This is a genomic window from Microbacterium sp. NPDC012755, assembly GCF_042901325.1.
Taxonomy (GTDB): domain Bacteria; phylum Actinomycetota; class Actinomycetes; order Actinomycetales; family Microbacteriaceae; genus Microbacterium; species Microbacterium natoriense.
On sequence record NZ_JBIBCT010000001.1, the window covers coordinates 2,220,219 to 2,245,396 of the forward strand.

Sequence of the window (25,178 nt, forward strand, 5' to 3'; positions counted from 1 at the left end):
CGTCCGCTGCGATCCTGCGCCGGAGGTGCGGTCAGCCGCCGATCGGCGCCGTCGAGCTGCGCACCACGAGCTCGGCGTGCATCCTGATGTGCGCGGGGTCCTCGCCGCGCAGCATCCCCAGCAGCACGCCGACCGCCGCCGCCCCCATCTCTGCGAGGGGCTGCCGCACGGTCGTGAGCTGCGGGTTGTTCGACGAGGCCTCGGGGATGTCGTCGAATCCGACGACGGAGAGGTCGTCGGGCACGCGCAGGCCGCGCTCGGCGGCGACGCGCATCGCCTCGAGCGCCGTGAGGTCGTTGGCGGCGAACACCGCGGTCGGCCGCTCGGGGAGATCCAGGATGGCGTGGGCGCCGGCGGTCGCGCTCGCGGTGCGGTAGCCGCCGTCGACCACGAGGAACGGATCGAACGGGATACCGGCAGCGTCCAGCGCTGAGCGGTAGCCCGCCTCGCGCTGCTGCGCCGACTCGAGATCGGAGCGGCCGTGCAGGTGCGCGATCCTGCGGTGCCCGAGGGAGATGAGGTGCTCCGTCGCCGTGCGTGCGCCTTCGACGTTGTGCACCGCGACCGTCGCCGTTCCGTGCGGCCCCTCGTGCGGGTCCACCGCCACGATCGGCACCGCGGCCTGCGGGGGAGTCGTGGTCGGGGTCACCAGGATCGCCCCATCGATGAGCGTCCCGCCCAGACGGGAGAGGGAGCGGCGCTCCCAGCCGAGGTGCTCGCCCGCCGAGACGCTTCCCGCGTACGCGAGCACGTCGTACGGTGTGTCCTGCAGGGCGGTGGAGACGCCACGCAGCAGCTGCAGCGCGAAGGGCTCGAACTCGGCGACGAGCACGCCGATGACGTTCGTGCGCCCTCTCCTCATCGACGTCGCCACCAGGGAGCTCTCGTATCCGAGTTCGGCGACGACACGGAGGATCCGGGCGTGGGTCTCCGCGGACACGCCGTCTCGGCCGTTGATGGCCTTCGACACCGTCGCCACGGACACTCCTGCTGCGCGGGCGACGTCGGTGATCGTGGTGCGTGCGTTCATCAGAACAGACTAATCATGGAAAACGTTATCGATATCGTTTGACACGATCTCGTCCAGATGCCAGAGTGGGCGCACGACACATTGGTGTGGCTGACAACAAATAGGTTCGCTCTGCTGCACGGAACTCGATGAAGAGGAGACACAGCATGAAGATGCGCAAAGCGTGGGCTGCGGGGGCGGCCATCGTGACGCTGGGGGCGCTCGGGTTGACCGGGTGCGCGGGCGGGGGAGGCGGCGCCGATGACGGCAGCACGCTCACGATGTGGCACAACTCGACCACCGGTGCGGGCAAGCAGTACTGGGAGGACGCTGCGGCCGCATTCCACAAGGCCAACCCCGAGGTGACGGTCAAGGTCACCTCGATCCAGAACGAGGACATGGACGGCAAGCTCCAGACCGCCGTCAACTCCGGCGACATGCCCGACATCTTCATGGCGCGCGGAGGCGGCAAGCTCGCCGACGTCGTGAAGGCCGGCAAGGTGAAGGACCTCACGAAGCTCATCGACGCCGACGTGAAGTCGGCCTTCGGCGACGCGCCGTTCAGCGCCTTCACGGTCGACGGCAAGATCTACGGCATGCCCAGCGCGGTGCTCCCCGGCGGCATGTTCTACAGCAAGGACCTGTTCGCCGCGGCGGGGATCACCGGCGAGCCGAGCAGCATGGACGAGCTCGAGGGCGCCGTCGACAAGCTGAAGGCGTCGGGCGTCGCCCCGATCGCGCTCGGCGCGAAGGACGCCTGGCCGGCCGCGCACTGGTACTACTTCTTCGCGGTGCGCGCATGCGACCAGGACGTGATCGCCAACCTGTCGACCAAGCCGGACTTCTCGGACAAGTGCTGGCTCGACGCCGCACAGAACCTCGCCGACTTCGCCGAGACCGAGCCGTTCAACGACGGGTTCCTCACGACATCAGCGCAGCAGGGCGCGAACTCCTCCGCAGGTCTCGTCGCCAACCACAAGGCGGCGATGGAGCTCATGGGGGCGTGGAACGTCGGTGTGATCGCCAGCCTCACGCCCGACCAGAAGCCCCTTCCCGACCTCGGCTGGTTCCCCTTCCCCGAGGTCAGCGGCGGCAAGGGAACCCCGGGCGCCATGATGGGCGGCGTGGACGGATACTCGTGCTCCGTCGACTCGCCCGACACCTGCGAGAAGTTCCTGAACTTCGTCTCCTCGAAGGAGTGGCAGGAGAAGTACGCTGTCGCCTTCCAGACGATCCCGGCCTCTCAGGACGCGATGGGCGCGGTCACCGATCCGTCGCTGATCCCGCTCATGGAGGCGTACAGCAAGGCGCCCTACGTCTCGCTCTGGCTGGACACGGCCCTCGGCCAGAACGTCGGCAACGCGCTCAACACCGGCGTCGTGGAGATGCTCGCGGGTCAGGGAGACCCGAAGAAGCTCGTCGACAGCCTCGCGAACGCGGCGGCCAGGGGCTGACCCGCGCCATGACCATCACCCAGGCGCTCGCTCAGGCGCCTGAGGGGAGCTCCCGTGGGGCCGGCGCATCGTCGGCCCCACGGCGGCGGAAGCCGCGCCCTGACTGGCGCAAGCGCGGCGAGATCGCCCTCCTCTCGGGCCCTGCCCTCCTCGTGTTCGTCGGCTTCGTCATCTTCCCGGTGTTGATGGCGGCGTTCTACGGATTCTTCAAGTGGAACGGCTTCGGCTGGCCGACCGAGTTCGTCGGCCTCGACAACTACGTGCTCATGCTGCAGGACGAGACGTTCCGTGCGGCCGTGTCGCACAACTTCATCATCATCTTCCTGTCGCTGATCATGCAGGGGCCGGTCGCGATCCTCTTCGCGCTGCTGCTCAACCAGAAGATCCGCGGGCGCTCGGTCATCCGCGTCCTGATCTTCGCCCCGTACGTGATCGCGGAGGTCGTCGTCGGCACGGGCTGGAGCCTGATGCTGCAGGATGCCGGCGCCCTCAACTCCCTGCTGGAGAAGTGGGGCCTCGGCGCGCTCCAGCACTCGTGGATCGCCGACCCCGCGATCGCCATGTGGTCGCTGATGATCATCATCACGTGGAAGTACGTCGGATTCGCCGTCATCCTCATGCTGGCGGGTATGCAGTCGATCCCCGAGGAGCTCTACGAAGCGGCCGCGATCGACGGAGCCGGGTTCTGGAAGACGCAGTGGAGCATCACGCTTCCCCTGCTCGGCCCGACCATCCGCATCTGGGCGTTCCTGTCGATCATCGGCTCCCTCCAGCTGTTCGACCTCGTCAACATCATCTGGGGGCAGTACATCGCGGCGACCGCCGGCACCTCGACGATGGCGACCTACATGTACCAGAACGGCCACCTGGCGGGGAACTACGGCTTCGGCAACGCCGTGGCCGTGATGCTCTTCCTCATCTCCATGGTCGTGGCGCTCATCTACCAGCGCTTCGTGCTGCGGCGTGACACCGAGGGCGCACTCACCGGAGACAGCGGAAAGGCGCGCAGACGATGACCGACACACTGAAGACCTCCGTCGCGATCCAGGCGATCGGGCCCAGGGGGCGCCGCCGCGCCGCCCCCGAGGTGCGCTGGGGCAGCCCCGGCGTGTACCTCGTCGCCCTCGTGCTGATCACGGTCTGCGTGACGCCGATCCTCTACATCATCATCGGCGGCTTCCGCACGAACTCGCAGATCACCACGGATCCGTCGGGCTGGCCCGCCCCGTGGCAGTTCGCGAACTACACCGACGTGCTCGGCAGCTCCGAGTTCTGGACCGCGATGCTGAACTCGACGATCTCGGCCGTCGGCACCACCGCGGGAGCCGTGATCCTCGGCGTCATGGCGAGCTACGTCATCGCGCGCTACGACTTCGCGGGCAAGGGCGTCATGTACTCGCTGTTCGCCGCGGGGCTGATGTTCCCGGTGACCGTCGCGATCACGCCGCTCTACCTGCTGATCCGCAACCTGGGGCTCGTGAACAGCCTCGCGGGCATCATCCTTCCGCAGATCGCGTTCGACCTGCCGACCACGATCATCATCCTCGTGCCGTTCCTCAAGGCGATCCCGAAGGAGCTGGAGGAGGCGGCGTCGATCGACGGCGCGTCCCGTCTGGGATTCTTCTGGCGCATGGTGATCCCGCTGAGCCTGCCGGGAGTCATCACGGTCGGGATCCTCGCCTTCATCGGCGCGTGGAACGGCTACATGCTCCCGCTGTTCATCCTGAGCGACCAGAGCCTGTTCACCCTTCCGCTCGGCGTGCAGAACTTCGCCTCGCAGTACTCGGTCGACACCGCCCGTGTGCTCGCCTACACCTCGCTGTCCATGCTTCCCGCCCTGATCTTCTTCAGCCTGTTCGAGCGCCGCATCGTCGGCGGTCTGACCGGTGCGGTCAAGGGCTGAGAGACCACGAACCACGAATGGAGGCGCACATGAGCGCTGACATCCCCGCATTCCCCCACGCATCCGATCGGGTGCGGGATCTGCTCGCCAGGATGACGCTGGACGAGAAGCTCGCGCAGCTCGTCGGCTACTGGATCGACCAGGGCGGCGAGGTGGTGGCGCCCATGCAGAACGAGATGGGAGGCAAGGCCGCCCCCGGGGCGCTGGCCGAGATCACGCGTGATGGCATCGGCCACTACACGCGCGTCTACGGCACGCGCCCGGTCGATGCCGCCGCGCGCGCGGCGTGGCTCTGGGAGGAGCAGCGCCGCCTCCGTCGGGAGACGCGGCTGGGCATCCCCGCGCTCGTGCACGAGGAGTGCCTCACCGGGCTCGCCGCGTGGAAAGCGGCGACCTTCCCCACGCCGCTCGCCTGGGGCGCCTCGTTCGACCCGGAGCTGGTGGAGGAGATGGCGGCGTCGATCGGCGACACCATGCGCGACCTCGGCATCCACCAGGGGCTGGCGCCGGTGCTCGACGTCATCCGCGACCCCCGGTGGGGGCGGGTGGACGAGTGCATCGCCGAGGATCCGTACGTGGTGGGGGTGACCGGCACGGCGTATGTTCGCGGGCTGCAGTCCGCCGGTGTGCACGCGACGCTCAAGCACTTCGTCGGGTACTCGGGCTCGCGCGCGGGGCGCAACCATGCGCCGGTCTCCGCCGGACCCAGGGAGGTGGCCGACGTGTTCCTCCCGCCGTTCGAGATGGCGGTGATCGACGGCGGCGCGCGCTCGGTGATGAACTCCTATGCGGAGATCGACGGGGTGCCTCTGGGCAGCAGCGCCGAGCATCTCACGGGTCTGCTGCGCGAGACGTGGGGCTTCGACGGCGTGGTCGTCGCGGACTACTTCGCCGTCGCCTTCCTGGAGATGATGCACGGCATCGCGCGCGACAGGGGAGAGGCGGCGGAGGCCGCCCTCACGGCCGGGGTCGACGTCGAGCTCCCGAGTGGAGACGCGTATCTGGCGCCGCTGCGGGAGCGCGTCCTGTCGGGGGCGCTCGATGAGGCGTTCGTCGACCGCGCGGTCCTGCGCGCGCTGAACCAGAAGGAGGAGCTCGGGCTGCTGGAGCCCGACGCCTTCGACGACGATCCGCCCGCGGCGGTCGACCTCGACTCGCCCCGCCATCGCGACATCGCACGACGGCTCGCGGAGGAGTCGGCGGTGCTGCTCTCGAACGACGGCATCCTTCCCCTCGCCGATGCGGCGACGCCTCTGGCGACGGTCGCCGTGATCGGCCCCAACTCCGCGCGCCCTGAGGCGCTGATGGGCTGCTATTCGTTCGCCAACCACGTGCTCGCGCATCATCCGGAGCATCCGATCGGCTTCTCCATCCCGAGCTTCCTCGAGGCGTTCTCGGAGGAGGCGGATGCTCTCGGCGTCGAGGTGATCGCCGCGCACGGCTGTGACGTCGAGGGCGACGACCGCTCGGGCTTCGCGGAGGCGGTCGACGTCGCGCGCGCGGCCGACGTGGCGATCGTCGTCGTCGGCGACCAGGCCGGGCTGTTCGGGCGGGGCACGGTCGGCGAGGGCAACGACTCCGAGAGCCTCGAGCTGCCCGGCGTGCAGCGCGAGCTCGTGGAGGCGCTGGTGCGCACGGGAACGCCGGTGGTCATGGTGGCCGTGACCGGTCGCCCGTACGCGATCGGCTGGGCTCTGGATGCCGTGTCTGCACCGGCGGCCGTCCTGCAGGCGTTCTTCCCCGGAGAGGAGGGCGCCGCGGCGCTCGCCGGAGTCCTCTCCGGGAGGGTCGTGCCCTCGGGGCGCCTCCCGGTGTCGCTGCCGCGCTCTGCGGGAGCGCAGCCCTACTCGTATCTGCACCCTCGCCTGGGCGGCCCCTCGGAGGTGACGGCGACCGATTCGACTCCGGTGCGTCCGTTCGGGTTCGGCCTGTCGTACACGCGGTTCGAGGTCGATCGGCTCGATGTCGACGACGAGGTGGCCGCCGGAGGAGCGTTCCGGGTCGCGGTCACGGTGACGAACACGGGCGACCGGGCGGGCGCCGACGTCGTGCAGCTGTACGGGCACGACGTCGTGGCATCCGTCACGAGACCCGTCGCCCAGCTCCTGGCGTTCCGCCGGGTGACGCTCGACGCCGGGGAGTCGGTGCGGGTGACCTTCGACATCCCCACCCAGCGATTCGCCTTCAGCGACCGCTCGATGACCCGTGTGGTCGAACCCGGAGACGTCGAAGTCTGGGTGGGAGCGCACGCCGCGGCATCCGTCGAGGAGGGCACGGCGACGGCCCGGGCGACCCTGCGGATCACGGGGGCGCCGCACCCCGTCACGACGGCGGACGCACGCGTGGCGACATCGGAGGAGATGATCGTGGATCGAGCGGTGTCGCGATGACGGTGGTGAGCAATCCCATCCTGCCCGGGTGCCACCCCGATCCGACGATCTGCCGTGTCGGCGAGGACTACTACCTCGTCACCTCGACGTTCGAGTACCTGCCCGGTCTCCCGGTGTTCCACAGCCGCGACCTCGTCGACTGGGAGGTCGTCGGGCACGTCATCGATCGGCCGGGGATGCTGGATCTCGAGGGGATCCGTTCGTCGGGCGGCCTCTACGCCCCGACCCTCCGGCACCACGACGGTCGGTTCTGGCTGCTGTGCACGCTCGTGGACCAGGAGGACGACGCGAGGGGCGGCAACTTCGTCGTCACGGCGGAGGAGCCGTCCGGCCCCTGGTCCGATCCGGTCTGGCTCGACGTCGACGGGATCGATCCGTCGGTGTTCTTCGACGACGACGGTCGCATCTGGGTGCATGGCACGCGACCGGCTCGTCAGCCCGAATGGCACGATCAGACCGAGGTCTGGCTGCGTGAGCTGGACCCGCACACGATGACCCTCGAGGCCGAGGAGCATGTCCTGTGGCGCGGGGCGGTGCAGGGCGCGGTGTGGGCCGAGGGCCCTCACCTCTACCGGGTGGCCGGGGCCTACCACCTGCTCGCCGCGGAGGGCGGAACCGACTTCCATCACGCCATCAGCGTGGCGAGGGCGGATGCCGTCACCGGTCCGTACCGCGGCAGCAAGGGCAACCCCGTGCTCACCCACCGGCACCTCGGGCGCGGCGTCGACATCACTGCGGTCGGGCACGCTGACCTCGTGGAGGCGCCGGACGGCAGCTGGTGGGCGGTGCTGCTCGGCATGCGTCCGTACGGCGGCTACCACTGCAACCTCGGCAGGGAGACCTTCCTGGTGCCGGTGGTCTGGGAGGACGGATGGCCGGTCTTCGCACCGGGCATCGGTCGCGTGGAGCACGAGGTCGAGGTGCCGTTCGCGCAGCCGCGGGCGGCGGCGCCCGCCGGCGGGATCATCGCGTCGAGCGATCCGCGCTGGACCTCCGTGCGTGCCCTGCCCTCGGAGATCGCCGCGGCCGACGGCGACGCGTGGGTGCTCCCGCTGCTCCCGGCGTCCCTCGCCGATGCCACCCGCAGTGCCTTCCTCGGCGTGCGGCAGCAGCATCGAGATGTCGACGTCACGGCGACCATCGCCTGCGATCTGCGCGAGGGCGAAGAGGCGGGACTCGTCGTGCGTCAGTCGGAGGACGACCACGTGCGGCTGTCGGCCATCGGCATCACGGGGGAGGGAACGCGCGTAGTCGCCATCCACCGGAGCGCCGGAACGGAGCGCGTGCTCGGGGAGGCGGTCGTCGCGGGAGCGCCCCACGAGGACCTCGTTCTCATGCTGCGGGCGCGCGGTCAGGACTACGAGCTGCGGGCGGGAAGGTCGGGCGACGACCTCGCCGCCGTCGCCACGGCGGACGGACGCACGCTCGACTCGATCGCGACCGGCGGCTTCCTCGGACTCTGGATCGGGGTCCACGGCACGTCGAACGGCGCGGCGACCGACTCGACGATGCGCGTCGAGCGCGTCGAGTACGTCCCTCGGTGATCGCGAGGGTCGGGCCTGACCGGAGCGCGCCCGTCGGGCGGATATCGTGGCAGGAGCAGCACGACGCGCGGAGGAGGCGGGGGATGACGGATCGGGCATCCGGAGTCGAGGGAGTGCGCCGGGCGAACCTCGGCGAGGTGCTTCGGCTCGTGCACCACGACGGCCCGCGATCCCGCGCGGTCATCACCGCCGACACAGGACTGAACAGGTCGACGGTCGCCGACCTCGTCGCCGAGCTGGTCTCTCATGGGCTCGTCGTGGAGCAGGAACCCGACTCCACCCGCCGAGTGGGGCGCCCCTCGCCGATCGTCGCGCCGAGCGAGCAGGTCGTCGCGATCGCGGTCAACCCCGAGGTCGACGCGATCGAGATCGGCGTCATCGCCCTCGGCGGCAGTGTACGCGAGCGCGTACGAGTCGAATGCGTCGAGCCGCCCTCCGTCGAAGACGTCACCGCGGCGGTCGAGGGCTTCGTACGACGGTGGCGGGAGTCGTCCGGGCCGGCGGCGAGGATCGTCGGCATCGGGCTCGCCGTGCCGGGGCTGGTCAGGGCCGAGGACGGCATCGTGCGACTCGCCCCCCACCTGGAGTGGCGGGATGCTCCGATCGGCGATGCGCTCGCGACGGCGCTCGGACTCCCCGTCTTCGTCGGCAACGACGCCTCTCTCGGAGCGAGCGCCGAGCGCCTGTTCGGAGCCGCGCGCGCTCACGAGGACGTCGTGTACCTCAACGGCGGATCGAGCGGCATCGGCGGAGGGCTCATCCTGGACGGCCGGCTCATCGGCGGTGCGGGAGGCTATGCAGGGGAGTGGGGGCAGACGCGCCCCGGCATCCTGTCCGACGACGACCGCCGCACCGACGGCGGCGTCCTCGAAGACGAGGTCAACCGCTCGCGCCTGCTGCAGGCCGCCCAGCTCGGCCCCGTGGACGACACCGCCCTCGCGGCGGTGCTCTCGGCGACGAGCGATCCGCAGGTGATCGCCGAGATCGACCGGCAGCGCCGCGTGCTCACGGCCGCGCTCGCGAACGCGGTCAACGTGCTGAATCCGTCGATCGTGGTCCTGGGCGGCTTCCTCGCCATGCTGCGTGCCCGCGACGCCCTGAGCTTCGACGCCGAGGTGCGGGCGCGCTCGCTGCAGGCGCCGGCGGAGCAGATGGAGGTGACGGCCGCAGGGCTCGGCGCCGATCGTCTGCTGATCGGCGCCGCCGAGGCCGCCTTCGCGCCGCTGCTGGCGGATCCGCTCCGATTCTGACGGTCAGTAGCTGGCGCGCCGCGTGTCGTCCGAGACGGGGATGAAACGGCTCGCGAGTCCTTCGGAGGCGCGGGCGAGCAGTGCCACATCGGCGCCGACCGCGACGAAGTCGGCGCCGGCGGCGATGTACCCGTCGGCGGCGGTCGGATCGAAGGCGTTCACGCCCACGGCGGTCCCGGCGGCCTTCACCGCGGCGAACACGCGTTCCACCGCGGCGACGACGTCGGGATGCGTCTGCTGACCGAGCAGGCCCATCGACGCCGACAGATCCGACGGGCCGACGAAGACCGCGTCGACGCCGTCGACCGCGGCGATCTCCGCCGCGGCATCCACTCCGGCTGCCGTCTCGATCTGCACCGTCAGCGACGTGTGCGCTGCGGATTCCTGCAGGTAGCGGTCGACGCGGTTCCAGCGGGCGCTGCGGGCGAGGGCGCTGCCGACGCCGCGCACGCCCTCCGGCGGGTAGCGGGTCGCGGCGACGGCCGCGCGGGCCTCGTCGGCGGACGACACCATCGGAACGATGATGTTCTGCGCACCGAGATCGAGGACCTGCTTGATCGCGACCGTGTCGTTGGAGGGGACGCGGACGACAGGGGCGATCGGGTAGGCCGCGGCGACCTGCAGCTGCAGGAGCACGCTCTCCAGTGAGTTCGCGGAGTGCTCCATGTCGATCAGCAGCCAGTCGAGGCCGGAGCCCGCAGCCACCTCGGTGACGATCGCGCTGCCGGAGCATGCCCACATCCCGATCAGCGAGCGGTCGGATGCCGCGAGCTGCTCGCGGAAGGAGGCGTCTAGACGAATCGGCATGCGATCGTTCCCATCGGTCCGTAGTCGCACAGCACTTCATCGCCGCGCGTCACCCACATCGGGCGCGTGAACGATCCTGCCAGGATGATCTCCCCCGGCTCGAGACGCGCGCCGTGCTGGTGGAACTTGTTCGCCAACCAGGCGACGCCGGTGGCGGGATGGTTCAGCACGCCGGCGGCGACGCCGGTCTCCTCGATCTCGCCGTTCTTGAAGAGGAGCCCCGGAACCCAGCGCAGATCGATCTCATCGGGGCGCTTGCGCACGTCGCCGAGGACCATCGCCCCGTACGCGGCGTTGTCGCTGATCGTGTCGACGATCGTGCGCCCCTCCAGCTCGATGTGCGAGTTCAGCACTTCGAGGGCGGGAACGGCGTAGTCGATCGCGGCCAGGGCGTCCTCCAGCGTGCAGTCCGGGCCTTCGAGCGGATGCTTCAGCACGAACGCGAGTTCGACCTCGATGCGCACGTTGGAGAAGTGCTCCGTGGGGATGTCGGCCCCGGACTCGTACACGGTGTCGTCGAACATCACCCCGTAGTCGGGCTCGGTGATGCCCGTCGCCTGCTGCATCGCCTTCGACGTGAGGCCGATCTTGCGACCGACCAGCCGGCGGCCGGCGGCGATCTGCGAGTCGCGCCACACGCCCTGGATCGCGTACGAGTCCTCGACCGTCGCGGCGGGATAGCGCGCGGTGATGCGCGGGATCACCCCGTGCGTGCGATCGGCCTCGGCGAGCTCGGCCGCGATCGTCGCGATGTCCTCTGCTGACAGCATCCGTTCCTTCTCTCTTCTTCTCACCGGCACACGCTGCGGCTGATGCGCGAGTGTCGGGCCGGAGGGATGTTCTCGTGGGGACAATCGGGGTAGGGGTCCCCGCTCTTGTCCCCACGAGAACATCCCGTAGGCCGCCACGCGCGACTAGAGCTGGTGCCCCAGCTTGTACTCGCCCTGCTTCCACTCCGGCATCGCGTCCTCGTCGTCCGGGCGGGTGTAGCTGAACCCGTCGGCGCCGATCGTCACGGCCATCTCGGAGCTGTCGGTGCGCGCGACCACGGGCTGCGGGTTGCCGTCGAGGTCGAGCACGAGCGAGGCGTCCGTGTACCAGCTCGGCACGACCGGGTTGCCCCACCAGTCGCGGCGCTGGTTGTCGTGCACGTCCCACGTGATGACGGGGTTGTCGGGGTCGCCCGTGTAGTAGTCCTGCGTGTACACCTCGACGCGGTGGCCGTCGGGGTCGCGCAGGTACAGGTAGAACGCGTTGCTCACGCCGTGACGGCCGGGCCCGCGCTCGATCGCGTCGGACCGGCGCAGGGCTCCGAGCTTGTCGCAGATCGCGAGGATGTTGTGCTTCTCGTGTGTCGCGAAGCACACGTGGTGCATGCGGGGTCCGTCGCCGCCGGTCATGGCGGTGTCGTGCACGGTCGGCTTGCGGCGCATCCACGCGGCGTAGACGGTGCCCTCCTCGTCCTGGATGTCCTCCGTGACGCGGAAGCCGAGGTCCTGCATGAACTTCACCGCGCGCGGCACGTCGGGGGTGACCTGGTTGAAGTGGTCGAGGCGCACGAGCTCGCCGGGGATGTGCAGGTCGTAGCGCCACGACATCCGCTCGACGTGCTCGGTCTGGAAGAAGAACTCGTACGGGAAGCCGAGAGGGTCGACCACGCGGACGGAGTCGCCGATGCCCTTGACGAAGCCGTCGGGGTTGCGACGGACATCGCAGCCGAGCTCCGTGTAGAACTCGACGGCGCGGTCGAGGTCCTCGGCCGAGCGGACCCGGTACGAGAAGGCGGCGACCGCGGCGATCGGGCCCTTGCGCAGCACGAGGTTGTGGTGGATGAACTCCTCGGTGGAGCGGAGATAGATCGCCTCGTCGTCCTCGCTCGTCACGTAGAGGCCGAGGATGTCGACGTAGAACTGGCGGGACGCCGCGAGGTCGGTGACCACGAGCTCCATGTAGGCGCAGCGCAGCACGTCCGGGGGCGTGCTCGTCGGCGTGGGGGTGGGGTCGGCGGGATGGATCGGCGCCTCCTGGCTCACGTAGAAGCCAGACGAGGTCAGCGTCATGTCGTCGCGGTTGGTCATGTCAGCGTCCTTGCTTTCGTGTCGTGCGTTCGTTTCGTCTCGCTTCGCTCGCTCAACGACCGGATCTCAGGGTCGGTCGTCGAGCGAAGAGCGCAGCGACGAGACGAAACGGGAGAGGTGGGGTCAGTTCTTGCCGAAGGTGGGGTTGTGCGACTTCTCCGCGAGCGTGATGTGCACGCTCTGCTGGTCGGTGTAGAAGTCGATCGAGCGGTAGCCGCCCTCGTGGCCGAGGCCGGACGCCTTCACTCCGCCGAACGGGGTGCGGAGGTCGCGCACGTTGTTCGAGTTGAGCCACACCATCCCGGCCTCGACGGACTGCGCGAAGTTGTGCGCGCGCTTGAGGTCGTTGGTCCAGATGTAGGCGGCGAGGCCGTACTTCGTGTTGTTCGCGAGCGACAGCGCCTCCTCGTCGGAGTCGAACGGCGTGATCGCGACCACGGGGCCGAAGATCTCCTCCTGGAAGATGCGCGCGTCGGGGGAGACGTCGGCGAACACGGTCGGGGCGACGAAGTTGCCCTCGTCGAAGCCCTCGGGGCGGCCGCCGCCGGCGACCAGGCGTCCCTCGGTCTTGCCGATCTCGACGTAGCTCATGACCTTCTCGTAGTGCTCGGGGTGCACGAGCGCGCCGACCTCGGTCGTGGGGTCGTGCGGGTAGCCGACCTTGACCCGCTGCGCCTGCGCCGCGTAGCGCTCGACGAACTCCTCGTAGATGGAGCGCTCGACGAGGATGCGGGAACCGGCGGTGCAGCGCTCGCCGTTGAGGGAGAAGACGCCGAAGATCGTGGCGTCGACCGCGGCCTCCAGGTCGGCGTCGGCGAACACCACGGCGGGCGACTTGCCGCCGAGCTCCATCGACAGGCCCTTGAGGAAGGGAGCGGCGTTGCCGAAGATCAGCTGTCCGGTCGAGCTCTCGCCCGTGAACGAGATGAGCGGCACGTCGGGGTGCTTCACGAGGGCGTCGCCTGCATCCTCGCCGAGACCGTTGACGAGGTTGAAGACGCCCTTCGGCAGGCCGGCCTCCTCGAAGATGCCGGCCCAGAGGGATGCCGACAGCGGCGTGAACTCGGCGGGCTTGAGCACCACCGTGTTGCCGGTCGCGAGCGCGGGGCCGAGCTTCCACGACTCGAGCATGAACGGCGTGTTCCACGGCGTGATGAGGCCCGCGACGCCGATCGGCTTGCGGTTGACGTAGTTCATCTGCTTGCCGGGCACCTTGAAGGCGTCGTCCGACTGCGCGACGATCAGATCGGCGAAGAAGCGGAAGTTCTCGGCGGCGCGACGCGCCTGGCCGAGGGCCTGGGTGATCGGCAGACCCGAGTCGTAGGACTCCAGCTCCGCGAGGCGCGCGTCGCGCGACTCGACGATGTCGGCGATGCGGTGCAGCACGCGCGAGCGCTCCCGCGGCAGCATCCGGGGCCAGGGGCCCTCGTCGAAGGCGCGCTTCGCGGCGGCGACCGCGAGCTCGATGTCGGCCTTCTTGCCCGCGGCGGCGGTGGTGTAGGTCTGGTTGGTCACCGGGTCGAGCACGTCGAAGGTGTCGCCGTCGATCGAGTCGACGAAGGCGCCGTCGATGTAGTGCTGGATGTGGTCCGGCAGGTCGGCGGGGATGCGGAAATCGGTCATGAGCCTTCTCCAGAGGTGTGGGTGGAACGGGTGTGCAGCGCATCGAGGAACGCGTCCCTCGTGCGCCAACGGTGGTTGCGGGCGGCGAGCTCGATCTCGAGGGGCTCTGCGCCCTCGCGGATCAGCTCGAGGATCTGCGTGTGCTCGTCGACGGAGTGCTGGGCGCGGCCGGGCACGTACGCGAACGTGGAGTCGCGGATGCCGGAGAGCCGGGCCCATCCGCGGTGGACGAGGTCGAGCAGATGCGGGTTGGGGCACGGCTCGAACAGCACGGAGTGGAACTGGCGGTTCAGCTCGGTGAAGGCGTGGGCGTCGAAGTGGTCGAGCAGCCGGTGCATCCGCTCGTTCACCTCCGCGGCCTCCGCGAGCGCCTGCTCGTCGAGGAGCGGGGCGGAGAGCGCCGTCGCGGCGCCCTCGACGAGTCCGAGCGTCTGCATGGTGTGCGCGTACTCGCTCTCGTCGACGAGCGTGACGCGCGCTCCGACGTTGCGCTCGAACGTCACGAGCCCCTCGGCCTCGAGGCGGCGGATCGCCTCGCGCACGGGCACGACGCTCATGTCGAGCTCGTCGGCGATCGAGCCGAGCACGAGACGGTACCCGGGCCCGAAGGCGTGCGCCGAGATGCGCGAGCGGATCCAGTCGTAGGCGCGCTCCGACTTGCTGGAGTTCTCGACGGTGGTCATGCGCGGCTCGTCGCAGCCTCGTACTTCGCGCGCCACTCGGCGTTCAGCGGGAACAGCCCGTCGACGGGGTGCCCTGCGGCGACCTGCTCGGCGATCCAGGCGTCCTCGATCTCCTGAGCGAGAGCGTCGTCGACGACCTCCTCGACGAGCGACGGGGGGATGACGATCACGCCGTCGCCGTCGCCGACGATGATGTCGCCGGGCTGCACGGTCGCTCCTCCGCAGGAGATCGTGACGTCGACGTCCCACGGCACGTGCTTGCGCCCGAGGACGGACGGGTGGGCGCCCTGCGAGAACACGGGAAGGCCGATCTCGGCGACGGCGTCGAAGTCGCGCACCCCGCCGTCGGTGACGACCCCTGCGGCTCCGCGGGCGCGGGCGCGGAGAGCGAGGATGTCGCCGAGCGTGCCCGTCGTGGCGTCGCCGCGGGCTTCGATCACGATGATCTCGCCCTCGTCGACGGCGTCGAACGCGCGCTTCTGCGCGTTGTAGCCGCCGCCGTGGCTCTTGAAGAGGTCTTCGCGGAACGGCACGAAGCGCAGCGTCTTCGCCGTGCCGACGATCTTCGTGCCGGCGATATTCGCTGCGACGCCGTCGACGAAGCAGGAGTGGTGGCCGCGCTTGCGCAGCTGCGCCGAGAGTCCGGCTGTCGGCGCCTCGAGCAGCTTGGCGCGCAGCTCGGCGGAGAGCCCGGCCACGGATGCCGAGGAGCCAGAAGATGCGGCATCCGAGGGGGTCGACGCGGCGTTCTGCGACTCCTCAGCGACCGGGGGCAGGCCGGCCGCCTCACGTGAGCCCCAGGCCTCGGTGCGCTGCAGGTCGTCGACCGCGGGGAGCGAGCCGATCTCGGCGTCGAACGGGACGTCGCCCTGCGTCACGGTGGTCACGAGCGCACCGGAGGAGGGGGCGCCGTGCGCGGTCGGTGCGTCCACCTCGACCTCGACGACGTCGCCGGGGGCGATCACGCTGGACCCGGCCGGCGTGCCGGTGAGGATGACGTCGCCGGGCTCCAGCGTGAAGTGCTGCGAGAGGTCGGCGACGAGCTGCGCGAGCGGGAAGATGAGGCCGGCCGTCGTGTCGTCCTGCCGGAGCTCGCCGTTGACCCAGGCGCGCACGCGGAGGGCTGCGGGGTCGACGGCGGAGGCGTCGATGTACTCGGGGCCGAGTGGGGTGTACCCGTCTCCGCCCTTGGAGCGGACGTTCGAGCCCTTGTCGTTCGCGCGCAGGTCATAGAGGCCGAGATCGTTCGAGGCCGTGACCCATCCCACGTGCGACCAGGCGTCTGCGAGGGAGACGCGGCGCGCCGCCGTGCCGATCACGAGGGCGATCTCGCCCTCGAAGGCGAGCAGCTCGGTGCCGGCCGGCCGCTCGACGGTGCCGCCGGATGCGGCGACGGAGCTGGTCGGCTTGAAGAAGTAGGAGGGGAAGGCGGGGCGCCTGCCGCGCTGATCGGCGCGAGAGGCATAGCTCAGGTGGATCGCGATGATCTTGCCGGGGCGGGGGATGGATGCCGTCACGGATGCGCCTCCTCGCGCTTTCTACGACGCCTTGTGCGTCGTATCTGAAATCATATATTATCGGTTCACCCCTCGGCAAGCACTCGTTTCCCCCTCGGATGTGCGCCGTGACAGTGCAGTCACCAGCAAAGGAGGCCCCATGAGCGGGCAGTCACAGGGCGGGTTCACGCCCACCGGAACCATCGCCTCGCAGGCCGATCGACGGCGCGTCATCTTCGCGACGGTCGTCGGCACCACCGTCGAGTGGTACGACTTCTTCATCTACGCCACGGCCGTCGGCCTCGTGTTCGGCCACTTGTTCTTCGAGCCGCTCGGTGCGAACAGCGCGCTGATCGGCTTCGCCACCGTGGGCGTCAGCTTCCTCTTCCGTCCGCTCGGCGCCTTCCTCGCCGGGCACTTCGGCGACAAGCTCGGCCGTAAGGCCGTCCTCATGTGGACGCTGATCCTCATGGGCGCGGCGACCGCCCTCATCGGCGTGCTGCCCACCTACCAGGCCATCGGCCTCGCCGCGCCGATCCTCCTCGTGCTCCTGCGCATCATCCAGGGCATCTCCGCCGGCGGCGAATGGGGCGGCGCCGTGCTGATGGCCGTCGAGCACGCGCCGCGGCAGAAGCGCGGCATCTTCGGCGCCTCGCCGCAGATCGGCGTCCCCCTCGGGCTGCTCCTCGCCTCGGGCGTGATGGCGCTCATGACCGCGATCGCCCCCGGAGATCAGTTCGTCGCGTGGGGCTGGCGCATCCCGTTCCTGCTCAGCGTCGTGCTGATCCTCGTCGGCTACTACGTGCGCCGCAAGGTCGAGGAGAGCCCGGTGTTCACCGAACTCGCCGAGCGCAAGGAGAAGGCGAAGATGCCGATCGTGCAGCTGTTCCGCAAGCACCTGCTGCTCGTGATCATCGCCGCGCTGGTGTTCGCCGGCAACAACGCCGTCGGCTACATGACGACCGGCGGCTACATCCAGGGCTACGCGACGAACCCGGAGGGGCCGATCGGCCTCGAGCGCGGGCCGGTGCTGTGGGCCGTGGCCGGCTCCGCCGTGACCTGGCTGCTCACCACGCTGCTGGCCGGCTGGGTCTCCGACCGCATCGGACGCCGCAGCACCTACATCATCGGCTGGGTGCTGCAGCTCGCGGGTGTCTTCACGCTGTTCCCGCTCGTCAACACGGGGCAGATCGGCCTGCTGTTCGCCGGCCTCGCGATCCTGACGATCGGCCTCGGGTTCACCTACGGCCCCCAGGCCGCGCTGTACACGGAGCTGTTCCCGGCGAGCATCCGCTTCTCCGGCGTCTCGATCTCCTATGCGATCGGCGCGATCGCCGGCGGCGCCTTCGCGCCCACCATCGCGACGGCGATCGTGCAGGCCACGGGCTCGACGCAGGCCGTCACCTGGTACCTCGCCGGCATGACCGTGCTGGGGCTCGTCGCGACGCTGCTGCTGCGCGACCGCTCCGGCATCCCCCTCGGACCGGATCACGAGGCCGAGCAGGCCGTCAGCCCGATCCACGGTCTCGCGAAGGCCTGACCGCCGGTCGTCGAGCGAGGAGCGCGGCGACGAGACGAAACGTGTGAGCCGCGTCAGCCCTCGAGCGCCTCGCGGATCGCGGATGCCGAGCGCTCCAGCCGCTCGGCGATCGCCGCATCCTCGACCGACGTCGCCACGTGCACGACGGCGATCGCCGCAGGGCGCTGGCCCCGGAGCGCGAGGGGCACGGCCACCGACTGCACGGTCGGGATCACCTCGTCGTGGCTCGTCGTGTAGCCGTGTGCGCGGGAGGCCTCGACCTCCGCGCGCACCCCCGCCGCGGCATCCGCCGGCCATTCGGCGGGGGTGAGCTGCATCAGGATCGCCTTGCCCGGCGCTCCGACGGTGACCGGGTGGCGCGCACCCGGTCGCTGCGCCACGCTGGCGACCGCGTGACGGGGCTCGATGCTCGCGAGCGTGATGCAGTCCTCGCCGTCGAGCACGGCGAGGAAGGCCGTCATCCCCAGTTCGTTCGCGATGTCGGTGAGCTCGGGGAGGGCCTCGGCCTGCAGGTCCTGTGCGACGCCGGCCGCGAGGGCCGCCATGCGCGCGCCCAGCGAGACGGCTCCTGCGGCGTCGCGCCCGACGAGCCGGTGGTCTTCGAGGGTGCGCAGCAGCCGGTAAGCGATGGAGCGGTGCACGCCGATGGCGGCGGCGATCTCGTCGATCGACAGCGGGCCGCGGGCGTCGGCGAGCACCTCGAGGATGCGGATGCCGCGGCTGAGGGTCTGCGACGCCGGGGCGGTGTCGGCCATGGTGCTCCCTTGCGGTCGGAGAGGGTCGCGTCTAAGCTGTGTTCAATAGTAGAACAGTGTGTTCGAATATAGAACACTCCGGTTCGCGCCGCAAGACCCGACAGAGAAGTCCGGAAGGATCGACGACGATGCAGTTCCACCACCACGGTTACGTCTCCGGTGACCCGCGCGTGCTCCCGGCGGGAGTCGCCGACCGACCCGCAGACCTGCCGGACGAGATCGACGTGCTCATCGTCGGCTCCGGCCCCGCCGGAATGCTCCTGTCGGCGCAGATGTCGCAGTACCCGGGCATCGTGACCCGCATCATCGAGAAGCGCGACGGACGCCTCGTGCTCGGCCAGGCCGACGGCATCCAGCCGCGCAGCGTCGAGACCTTCCAGGCCTTCGGGTTCGCCGAGCGGATCATCGCCGAGGCCTACAACATCGGCTGGATGAACTTCTGGGGTCCGAACCCCGAGAAGCGCGACGAGATCGTCCGCACGGCGCGCACGGCCGACTACGCCTACGACATCTGCGAATTCCCGCACCTGATCGTGAACCAGGCGCGCGTGCTCGACTACTTCGCCGAGGCCGCCGCAGACGGTCCGGGGCGGATCGTGCCGGACTACGGCGTCGAGTTCACGGGCCTCACCGTCCACGACGGCGGCGAGTTCCCGGTCGAGGCGCGCATCCGCTACGTCGCGGGCCCCCGCGAGGGGGAGGAGCGCACGGTCCGCGCGAAGTACGTCGTCGGCTGCGACGGCGCCCGCAGTGGCGTGCGCGGAGCGATCGGACGCACTCACGTCGGCGCGATGGCCGCCCACGCCTGGGGCGTCATGGACGTGCTGGTGAACACCGACTTCCCCGACTGGCGCACCAAGTGCGCCATCAACTCCGAGGCGGGGAACATCCTGCACATCCCGCGAGAGGGCGGGTACCTCAGCCGCATGTACATCGACCTCGGCGAGGTGGCCGAGGACGACGACCATCGCGTGCGTCAGACCCCGGTCGAGGAGATCATCCGCAAGGCCAACGCGATCCTGCATCCATACTCCATCGACGTGAAGCAGGTCGCCTGGCACAGCGTGTACGAGGTCGGTCATCGGGTCACCGACGGCTTCGACGACGTCGACCCCGGCGTGGAGCGCACGCCGCGGGTCTTCCTCACCGGAGACGCCTGCCACACGCACAGCGCGAAGGCAGGGCAGGGCATGAACGTGTCGATGCAGGACGGCTTCAACCTCGGCTGGAAGCTCGGCGCCGTGCTCACCGGACGCAGCCCGGAGGCGCTGCTGTCGACATACGGATCCGAGCGCCGCCCCGTGGCGCAGCAGCTGATCGACTTCGACCGCGAATGGTCCTCGCTCATGGCCCGCAAGCCCGAGGAGATCTCCGACCCGAACGAGCTCGCCACCTTCTACCTCGGCACGGCCGAGTTCCCCTCCGGCTTCATGACGCAGTACACCGCGTCGATGATCACGGGCTCCGACGCGCACCAGTCGCTCGCCGCCGGGTTCCCGCTGGGCAAGCGGTTCAAGTCCGCCGAGGTCGTCCGGGTCGGCGACGGCAACGCCATCCACCTCGGCCACCATGCCAAGGCGGACGGACGCTGGCGCGTCTATGCGTTCGGCGACCGCGACGGGACCACGCTGGAGTCGTGGGCCGCGGAGGCGGCGCCCGTGCTCGCCCGGTTCACCCCGTCGGATGCCGACGTCGACGCCGTCTTCGACGTGAAGGCCGTCTACCAGCAGTCGTACGAGGAGGTCGAGGTGACGTCGGCTCCCGAGCTGTTCCAGCCGAAGACCGGCCCGCTGGGACTCACGGACTGGGAGAAGGTGTACGCCGCCGGCCCCTCGCATTGGACGGATGCCGACATCTTCGAGGCGCGTGAGCTCTCCCGAGACGGCGTCGTCGTCGTGGTCCGCCCGGACCAGTACGTCGCCGCGATCCTGCCGCTGGATGCCGTGGCCGAGCTGGAGTCGTTCCTGGAGGGCGCGTTCCTGCCTGCGTCCTGAACCGGCCCCAGGGGCGTCCGGCATGACACGTGTCACGTCGAACACGTGACAGCGGACGACGGCGCCGCACGCTGCGCGTCGCGATGCTGGAGGCATGAACACATCAGGTGCCGCATCCGCGGTGATCGAGCTGACCGACGTCCGCCGCCACTTCGGCGTCGGCGACCGGCGCGTGCAGGCCGTCGACGGTGTAAGCCTCCGCATCGAACGGGGCGAGGTCACAGCCCTTCTCGGGCCGAACGGGGCGGGCAAGACGACGACCCTCGACATGCTGCTGGGGCTCACCGAACCGAGCTCCGGCACGGTGTCGGTGCTCGGCGGGCATCCGGATGCCGCGGCGAAGTCCGGGGCGATCGCGGCCGTGCTGCAGACCGGCGGGCTGCTCGGCGACCTCACGGTGCTCGAGACGGTGCAGCTCATCGCCTCGCTCCACGGACGCCAGGCGCTCGATCGGGTGCCCGAGGTGATGGGCCGCGCCGATCTGGTCGCGCTCGCGAAGCGCAAGGTCTCGAAGTGCTCCGGCGGTGAGCAGCAGCGCGTCAAGTTCGCCCTCGCGATGGTGCCCGATCCCGACATCCTCGTGCTGGACGAGCCCACCGCCGGCATGGACGTCACGGCCCGTCGTCACTTCTGGGACGTCATGCGCGCCGACGCCGACGCCGGCCGCACGATCATCTTCGCGACGCACTACCTCGAAGAGGCCGAGCAGTTCGCCCGTCGCACCGTCGTCATGCACCGGGGGACGATCGTCGCAGACGCCCCCACCGCGCGGCTCAGGGCGAGCCTGGGCGAGCGCACCGTGTCGGCGACGCTGCCGGCCGGGTCGTCGATGTCGATCGTCGAGCGGCTCGCCGCGATCGCCGGCGTGGTCGGCATCCGCGTCGACGCCGATCGCCTCAGCCTCACGGCCGCCGACTCCGACGCGGCCGCGCGCACCCTGCTCGACGCCGGGGCCCGGGATCTGGAGATCGCCGCGCCCACCCTCGAAACCGCCTTCACCGCCCTCACGGAGGACTGACCGATGCTTCTCTCACCCACCATGCTGCGCATCGAGGCCGTCCGCCAGCTGCGCAACCCCTACACGCTCGCCTTCACCCTGGCCATGCCGATCGCGATGTACCTGCTCTTCGGCGCGAGCATGAGCTACGGCACGCTCTCCGCAGGGCACGGCAACGTCTCGTTCTACGTCATGACGTCGATGGCCGCGTACGGCACCGCCGTCGCCATGAGCTCGCTGACCTCCCTCGCCGCCACGGAGTCGAAGCAGGGATGGGGCCGCCAGCTGGCGATGTCGCCGCTCACGACCACCGGCTATGCGCTCACCAAGGTGCTCACGGCCTTCTCCTACGCGGCGCTGTCGGTGCTCGGGGTGTTCGTGGCGGGGATGCTCACCGGCGCCGAGGCCGACGGCGCGTGGCGGTGGCTCGCGACCGTCGGGATCGTCCTCGGACTCGGATTGATCTACGGCCTCTGGGGTCTCGGGGTCGGCCTGTTCTTCAACGGCGACTCCGCGACCGCGCTGGCATCGATCTCGATGACGTTCTTCGCCTTCTTCGGCAACGTGTTCATGCCCCTCGACGGGGTCATGCTCGACATCGCCCGGTTCACCCCGCTCTACGGCTTCGTGGCCCTGAGCAGGTGGCCTCTGACCGAAGGACGACTCACCACGGGGCAGACCGACGAGCTCTGGATGCTGCTCCTCAACGTCGCGGTGTGGGTCGTCCTCTTCGCGGCCCTGGTGATGGCGGGAGCCAAGCGCTCCCGCGCACGTCAGTAGGTTGGTTCCATGACCGATCAGCGAGACGACGCGGCGGCGCTCGCCGCAGCGGGTGCTCCGCCCGCGGCATGGGCGGCATCCGGCTCAGGGGCGGGGTCCGCGCAACCGGCGGATCCTTGGGCACGATTCGGCTGGCTGATGGCCGTCGTCTGGCTCATCTTCCTGATCTACCCCGTCCTCTCGCTGCTCCGCTCCGAGGCGCCGATCGCCTGGGTGGTGGTCGGCTGGACCGCCCTGGTCGCCTTCATCGTGCTGTACGTCGTCGGCTTCATGTACGGCATGCGCGGCGGGGGCGGCCTGGGGCGCCCGGTCGCTCCGCGGCAGTGGGTCACCTTCGGGCTCCTGATCGTCTGCGCCCTGATGTCGATCCCCGCGGAGGGCGGATCGGCGCTCAGCTTCCTCCCGTTCATCATGTCCTTCGCCTCGTACGGGCTCACCCGCGTCTGGCACTGGATCACGTTCGCGGCGTCCGTCACGATCACCGCGCTGTGCGTGTTCCTCCTGCCCGGCGGGCTGGACTTCCTCACGGTGCTCGCGATCATCGTGCTGCTGGGGGTCGTGAACACCGTGTCCACCTGGCTGATCCTGCGCTCGAACGAGGCGGAGAGACTGGGGCTCGAGCTCGCCACGAGCGAGGGGCGGGAGGCGGTCGCCCGCGACGTGCACGACCTGATCGGGCACTCGCTCACCGTCGTCGGGCTGAAGGCCCAGCTGGTCAGGCGTCTGATCGACACCGACCCCGAGCGGGCGAAGGCCGAGCTCGCCGACATCGAGGCGCTCACCGCGGAGGCGATCGCCGGGGTGCGTGCCACGGTCTCCGGAGCGCGCGCGACGACGCTGACCGAGCAGCTGGCATCCAGCCGCGACGCGCTGCGGTCGGCCGACGTCGTGCTCGCCGTCGACGGGGCACCGAGCTCGCTTTCCGCCGCGCAGGCGCTGACCGCTGCGTGGATCCTCCGGGAGGCGACGACGAACACGCTGCGGCATGCCGACGCCACCCGTGTCGACGTGCAGATCGCGCCGGGGCGGCTCCGGATCGTCGACGACGGCGCCGGCCCTGGAGCGCGCGAGGGCAACGGCGTCCGCGGCATGCGGGAGCGGGCGGCGGCGGCGGGGGCATCGTTCGCGTTCGGCGCGGGGGAGTCCGGCGGCACGAGCGTGGAGGTGACCTGGTGACCGACGGCATCCGACTGCTGATCGCCGACGATCAGGCGCTCGTGCGGGGAGCGCTCGGCGCCCTGCTCGACCTGGAGCCCGATCTGGAGGTCGTCGGGCTCGCCGCCGACGGGGAGACGGCGGTGCGCCTGGCGGCCGAGACCGCGCCGGACGTGTGCCTCATGGACATCCAGATGCCGGGCATGGACGGCATCGAGACCACCCGGCTGCTGCGGGCGGCGCACCCCGGCACCCGCGTGCTCATCGTCACGACCTTCGCCAGGCCCGGGTACCTGCGCTCGGCTCTGGACGCGGGTGCCAGCGGCTTCATCGTCAAGGACAGTCCGGCGGAGAAGCTGGCGGATGCTGTGCGCCGCGTGCACGCGGGCATGCGCGTGCTGGACCCGGCCCTCGCCGAGGAGAGCCTGTTCGACGGGGCGAACCCGCTCAGCGACCGGGAGCGGCAGGTGCTGCGTCTCGCCGCAGACGGCAGATCGGCCGCCGCGATCGCCGCGGAGGTCTTCCTCTCGGCGGGGACCGTGCGCAACCACCTCTCCGCGGCGATCGGCAAGACCGGGGGCGCGAACAGGGCGCAGGCCGTGCGGATCGCTCTCGACAAGGGATGGCTCTGAGCCCGCGTCGGGTGGGTCAGGGGCGGGTCCGGCCCGCGTCGGACGGCTGAGATCCGGAAGATCGACCGAGACCCGGATGGATGCAGGTCAGTTGTGCGGATCTCGGGGCGTCGTCCGGTACTCGGGGCAGGGAGCCGGCCGGGGCTGAGGGGGTTGCCCGATCGGTCGACATCCGGTGGGTCGTTCGCCTTGGCGGCTGAAGGCCGGAGGATCGACCGAGATCCGGATGCTGTCGGCTGGCGTGTCCGGATCTGGGGGCGGCGTCCGGATCGCTCGGGGCGCCTGGGGCTGGAGTTCGGGGCTTGGGCGGCTCGCGGCGGAGTCGGGGCGTGAGAGGGGGCAGTGTTGCAGCGATGTGGCGCGGGAGGCTGAAGTCCGGAGGATCGACCGATATCCGGATGCTGTCGGCTGGTGTGTCCGGATCTGGGGGCGGTGTCCGGATCTCGGGACCGGAGCGGCATGCGACCGGGGGCTCTGAGGGCCCGTGGGCCGTGGGCCTGAGGGTCGGGGGACAGGGGCCGGGGCCTGAGAGGGTGAGCTGTCGAGGGCTGAGAAGGCGCCGGAGGGGCGATGCGGCGTCGGATGCACGGTCAGCGGAAGCGCGCGGAAGGGGGTGTCGCTATGTCGGAGGCCCCGCGTACCTTGGTCGCAGCGGGAGATGCCCGCGATGGAGGGGTGTGTGCGATGACCTGGAAGATCGAGCTCATCTTCGTGCCGGTGACCGATGTCGACCGCGCGAAGGACTTCTACACGAAGATCGGCTTCAATCCCGACCACGATCAGGTGCCCTACGAGGGGCTTCGGTTCGTGCAGATGACCCCTCCGGGGTCGGCCTGCTCGATCGCCTTCGGCACCGGTCTCGACATCCCGCTCGAGCCGGGGCAGCAGAAGACGATCCAGGTGGTCGTCCCGAACGCCGACGAGGCGAAGGCGCAGCTCGAAGCCGTCGGCGTCACGACGCGCGGCGTCGAAGACCTCGGCTGGGGCCGCTTCGTCTGGTTCGACGACCCCGACGGCAACACGTGGACCCTGCAGGAGCTGCCCGACTACGCGGCGGCGAACCAGCAGCCCTAAGAGCAGCTGCGTCG

At 70.1% G+C, this 25,178-nt stretch carries 21 protein-coding genes; 13 read left to right on the top strand and 8 right to left on the bottom strand.

Annotated elements, in window-relative coordinates; genetic code table 11:
* Positions 1–31: 31 nt before the first annotated feature.
* Positions 32–1,030: a LacI family DNA-binding transcriptional regulator gene (locus tag ACFY5A_RS10270; RefSeq protein WP_387233709.1), complete on the bottom strand. Its 999-nt coding sequence runs from the start codon at positions 1,028–1,030 to the stop codon at positions 32–34.
* A 146-nt stretch (positions 1,031–1,176) separates the two neighbouring features.
* Between ACFY5A_RS10270 and ACFY5A_RS10275 the strand changes: the two genes are divergently transcribed.
* The 6 genes from ACFY5A_RS10275 to ACFY5A_RS10300 all read left to right on the top strand — a co-directional run bounded on the left by ACFY5A_RS10275 (position 1,177) and on the right by ACFY5A_RS10300 (position 9,550).
* Complete coding sequence (locus ACFY5A_RS10275) at positions 1,177–2,463, top strand: extracellular solute-binding protein (protein WP_341939937.1); 1,287 nt, start codon at positions 1,177–1,179, stop codon at positions 2,461–2,463.
* An 8-nt stretch (positions 2,464–2,471) separates the two neighbouring features.
* Entirely contained in the window at positions 2,472–3,479 is a 1,008-nt protein-coding gene (locus ACFY5A_RS10280; RefSeq protein ID WP_105677168.1) for a carbohydrate ABC transporter permease, read from the top strand.
* Positions 3,476–4,366 carry a carbohydrate ABC transporter permease gene (locus tag ACFY5A_RS10285; RefSeq protein ID WP_387233712.1) on the top strand — a complete coding sequence of 297 codons (891 nt, stop codon included), beginning with the start codon at positions 3,476–3,478 and terminating at the stop codon, positions 4,364–4,366. Before ACFY5A_RS10280 ends, ACFY5A_RS10285 begins: the two co-directional genes overlap by 4 nt.
* A gap of 29 nt (positions 4,367–4,395) precedes the next feature.
* On the top strand, positions 4,396–6,756 hold the full coding sequence (locus ACFY5A_RS10290) for a glycoside hydrolase family 3 N-terminal domain-containing protein (RefSeq protein ID WP_387233715.1): 2,361 nt from the start codon (positions 4,396–4,398) through the stop codon (positions 6,754–6,756).
* Positions 6,753–8,300, top strand: a complete 1,548-nt coding sequence (locus tag ACFY5A_RS10295; RefSeq protein ID WP_387233718.1) for a family 43 glycosylhydrolase — start codon at positions 6,753–6,755, stop codon at positions 8,298–8,300. The genes ACFY5A_RS10290 and ACFY5A_RS10295 overlap by 4 nt, the downstream gene beginning before the upstream one ends.
* 83 nt (positions 8,301–8,383) lie before the next feature.
* Entirely contained in the window at positions 8,384–9,550 is a 1,167-nt protein-coding gene (locus ACFY5A_RS10300; RefSeq protein WP_341939934.1) for an ROK family transcriptional regulator, read from the top strand.
* 3 nt (positions 9,551–9,553) lie between these two features.
* Here ACFY5A_RS10300 and ACFY5A_RS10305 read toward each other — a convergent pair whose 3' ends face one another.
* The 6 genes from ACFY5A_RS10305 to ACFY5A_RS10330 all read right to left on the bottom strand — a co-directional run bounded on the left by ACFY5A_RS10305 (position 9,554) and on the right by ACFY5A_RS10330 (position 16,258).
* Positions 9,554–10,357 (bottom strand): HpcH/HpaI aldolase/citrate lyase family protein, encoded by an 804-nt coding sequence (locus tag ACFY5A_RS10305; protein WP_105677174.1) that lies wholly within the window; start codon positions 10,355–10,357, stop codon positions 9,554–9,556.
* Complete coding sequence (locus ACFY5A_RS10310) at positions 10,342–11,127, bottom strand: fumarylacetoacetate hydrolase family protein (protein WP_105677175.1); 786 nt, start codon at positions 11,125–11,127, stop codon at positions 10,342–10,344. The genes ACFY5A_RS10305 and ACFY5A_RS10310 overlap by 16 nt, the downstream gene beginning before the upstream one ends.
* A 144-nt stretch (positions 11,128–11,271) precedes the next feature.
* Positions 11,272–12,435: a 3,4-dihydroxyphenylacetate 2,3-dioxygenase gene (hpaD, locus tag ACFY5A_RS10315; protein WP_223586876.1), complete on the bottom strand. Its 1,164-nt coding sequence runs from the start codon at positions 12,433–12,435 to the stop codon at positions 11,272–11,274.
* A gap of 123 nt (positions 12,436–12,558) precedes the next feature.
* Entirely contained in the window at positions 12,559–14,058 is a 1,500-nt protein-coding gene (gene hpaE / locus ACFY5A_RS10320; protein ID WP_387233721.1) for a 5-carboxymethyl-2-hydroxymuconate semialdehyde dehydrogenase, read from the bottom strand.
* Complete coding sequence (locus tag ACFY5A_RS10325; protein WP_387233724.1) at positions 14,055–14,741, bottom strand: GntR family transcriptional regulator; 687 nt, start codon at positions 14,739–14,741, stop codon at positions 14,055–14,057. Before ACFY5A_RS10325 ends, hpaE begins: the two co-directional genes overlap by 4 nt.
* On the bottom strand, positions 14,738–16,258 hold the full coding sequence (locus tag ACFY5A_RS10330) for a fumarylacetoacetate hydrolase family protein (RefSeq protein ID WP_387233727.1): 1,521 nt from the start codon (positions 16,256–16,258) through the stop codon (positions 14,738–14,740). Before ACFY5A_RS10330 ends, ACFY5A_RS10325 begins: the two co-directional genes overlap by 4 nt.
* A gap of 139 nt (positions 16,259–16,397) precedes the next feature.
* Here ACFY5A_RS10330 and ACFY5A_RS10335 point away from each other — a divergent pair, with 139 nt between their 5' ends.
* Positions 16,398–17,777 carry an MFS transporter gene (locus ACFY5A_RS10335; protein WP_341939932.1) on the top strand — a complete coding sequence of 460 codons (1,380 nt, stop codon included), beginning with the start codon at positions 16,398–16,400 and terminating at the stop codon, positions 17,775–17,777.
* 53 nt (positions 17,778–17,830) lie between these two features.
* Here the strand turns inward: ACFY5A_RS10335 and ACFY5A_RS10340 are convergent, their stop codons facing one another.
* A complete protein-coding gene (locus ACFY5A_RS10340) occupies positions 17,831–18,532 on the bottom strand; it encodes an IclR family transcriptional regulator (RefSeq protein WP_387233730.1) in 702 nt (233 codons plus the stop codon).
* Between the two features lie 128 nt (positions 18,533–18,660).
* Between ACFY5A_RS10340 and ACFY5A_RS10345 the strand changes: the two genes are divergently transcribed.
* From ACFY5A_RS10345 to ACFY5A_RS10370, 6 genes are all read left to right on the top strand, one after another.
* The gene (locus ACFY5A_RS10345; protein WP_387233733.1) at positions 18,661–20,526 is read left to right on the top strand and encodes an FAD-dependent monooxygenase; all 1,866 of its coding nucleotides are present in this window, start codon (positions 18,661–18,663) and stop codon (positions 20,524–20,526) included.
* Between the two features lie 94 nt (positions 20,527–20,620).
* Complete coding sequence (locus ACFY5A_RS10350; RefSeq protein ID WP_387233736.1) at positions 20,621–21,544, top strand: ABC transporter ATP-binding protein; 924 nt, start codon at positions 20,621–20,623, stop codon at positions 21,542–21,544.
* A gap of 3 nt (positions 21,545–21,547) precedes the next feature.
* A complete protein-coding gene (locus tag ACFY5A_RS10355) occupies positions 21,548–22,303 on the top strand; it encodes an ABC transporter permease (RefSeq protein ID WP_105677410.1) in 756 nt (251 codons plus the stop codon).
* Between the two features lie 9 nt (positions 22,304–22,312).
* The gene (locus tag ACFY5A_RS10360) at positions 22,313–23,479 is read left to right on the top strand and encodes a sensor histidine kinase (protein ID WP_387233738.1); all 1,167 of its coding nucleotides are present in this window, start codon (positions 22,313–22,315) and stop codon (positions 23,477–23,479) included.
* Positions 23,476–24,090 (top strand): response regulator, encoded by a 615-nt coding sequence (locus ACFY5A_RS10365; RefSeq protein ID WP_387233741.1) that lies wholly within the window; start codon positions 23,476–23,478, stop codon positions 24,088–24,090. The genes ACFY5A_RS10360 and ACFY5A_RS10365 overlap by 4 nt, the downstream gene beginning before the upstream one ends.
* A 684-nt stretch (positions 24,091–24,774) precedes the next feature.
* Entirely contained in the window at positions 24,775–25,164 is a 390-nt protein-coding gene (locus ACFY5A_RS10370) for a VOC family protein (RefSeq protein ID WP_387233743.1), read from the top strand.
* The last annotated feature ends 14 nt before the right edge of the window (positions 25,165–25,178 follow it).

Coding starts and splice junctions, on each gene's coding strand:
- ACFY5A_RS10280 (WP_105677168.1), top strand. CDS start 2,472: ATGACCATCACCCAGGCGCTCGCTCAGGCGCCTGAGGGGAGCTCCCGT.
- ACFY5A_RS10275 (WP_341939937.1), top strand. CDS start 1,177: ATGAAGATGCGCAAAGCGTGGGCTGCGGGGGCGGCCATCGTGACGCTG.
- ACFY5A_RS10305 (WP_105677174.1), bottom strand. CDS start 10,357: ATGCCGATTCGTCTAGACGCCTCCTTCCGCGAGCAGCTCGCGGCATCC.
- hpaE (WP_387233721.1), bottom strand. CDS start 14,058: ATGACCGATTTCCGCATCCCCGCCGACCTGCCGGACCACATCCAGCAC.
- ACFY5A_RS10370 (WP_387233743.1), top strand. CDS start 24,775: ATGACCTGGAAGATCGAGCTCATCTTCGTGCCGGTGACCGATGTCGAC.
- ACFY5A_RS10295 (WP_387233718.1), top strand. CDS start 6,753: ATGACGGTGGTGAGCAATCCCATCCTGCCCGGGTGCCACCCCGATCCG.
- ACFY5A_RS10340 (WP_387233730.1), bottom strand. CDS start 18,532: ATGGCCGACACCGCCCCGGCGTCGCAGACCCTCAGCCGCGGCATCCGC.
- ACFY5A_RS10360 (WP_387233738.1), top strand. CDS start 22,313: ATGACCGATCAGCGAGACGACGCGGCGGCGCTCGCCGCAGCGGGTGCT.
- ACFY5A_RS10325 (WP_387233724.1), bottom strand. CDS start 14,741: ATGACCACCGTCGAGAACTCCAGCAAGTCGGAGCGCGCCTACGACTGG.
- ACFY5A_RS10345 (WP_387233733.1), top strand. CDS start 18,661: ATGCAGTTCCACCACCACGGTTACGTCTCCGGTGACCCGCGCGTGCTC.
- ACFY5A_RS10335 (WP_341939932.1), top strand. CDS start 16,398: ATGAGCGGGCAGTCACAGGGCGGGTTCACGCCCACCGGAACCATCGCC.
- ACFY5A_RS10300 (WP_341939934.1), top strand. CDS start 8,384: ATGACGGATCGGGCATCCGGAGTCGAGGGAGTGCGCCGGGCGAACCTC.
- ACFY5A_RS10290 (WP_387233715.1), top strand. CDS start 4,396: ATGAGCGCTGACATCCCCGCATTCCCCCACGCATCCGATCGGGTGCGG.
- ACFY5A_RS10350 (WP_387233736.1), top strand. CDS start 20,621: ATGAACACATCAGGTGCCGCATCCGCGGTGATCGAGCTGACCGACGTC.
- ACFY5A_RS10270 (WP_387233709.1), bottom strand. CDS start 1,030: ATGAACGCACGCACCACGATCACCGACGTCGCCCGCGCAGCAGGAGTG.
- ACFY5A_RS10310 (WP_105677175.1), bottom strand. CDS start 11,127: ATGCTGTCAGCAGAGGACATCGCGACGATCGCGGCCGAGCTCGCCGAG.
- ACFY5A_RS10355 (WP_105677410.1), top strand. CDS start 21,548: ATGCTTCTCTCACCCACCATGCTGCGCATCGAGGCCGTCCGCCAGCTG.
- hpaD (WP_223586876.1), bottom strand. CDS start 12,435: ATGACCAACCGCGACGACATGACGCTGACCTCGTCTGGCTTCTACGTG.
- ACFY5A_RS10285 (WP_387233712.1), top strand. CDS start 3,476: ATGACCGACACACTGAAGACCTCCGTCGCGATCCAGGCGATCGGGCCC.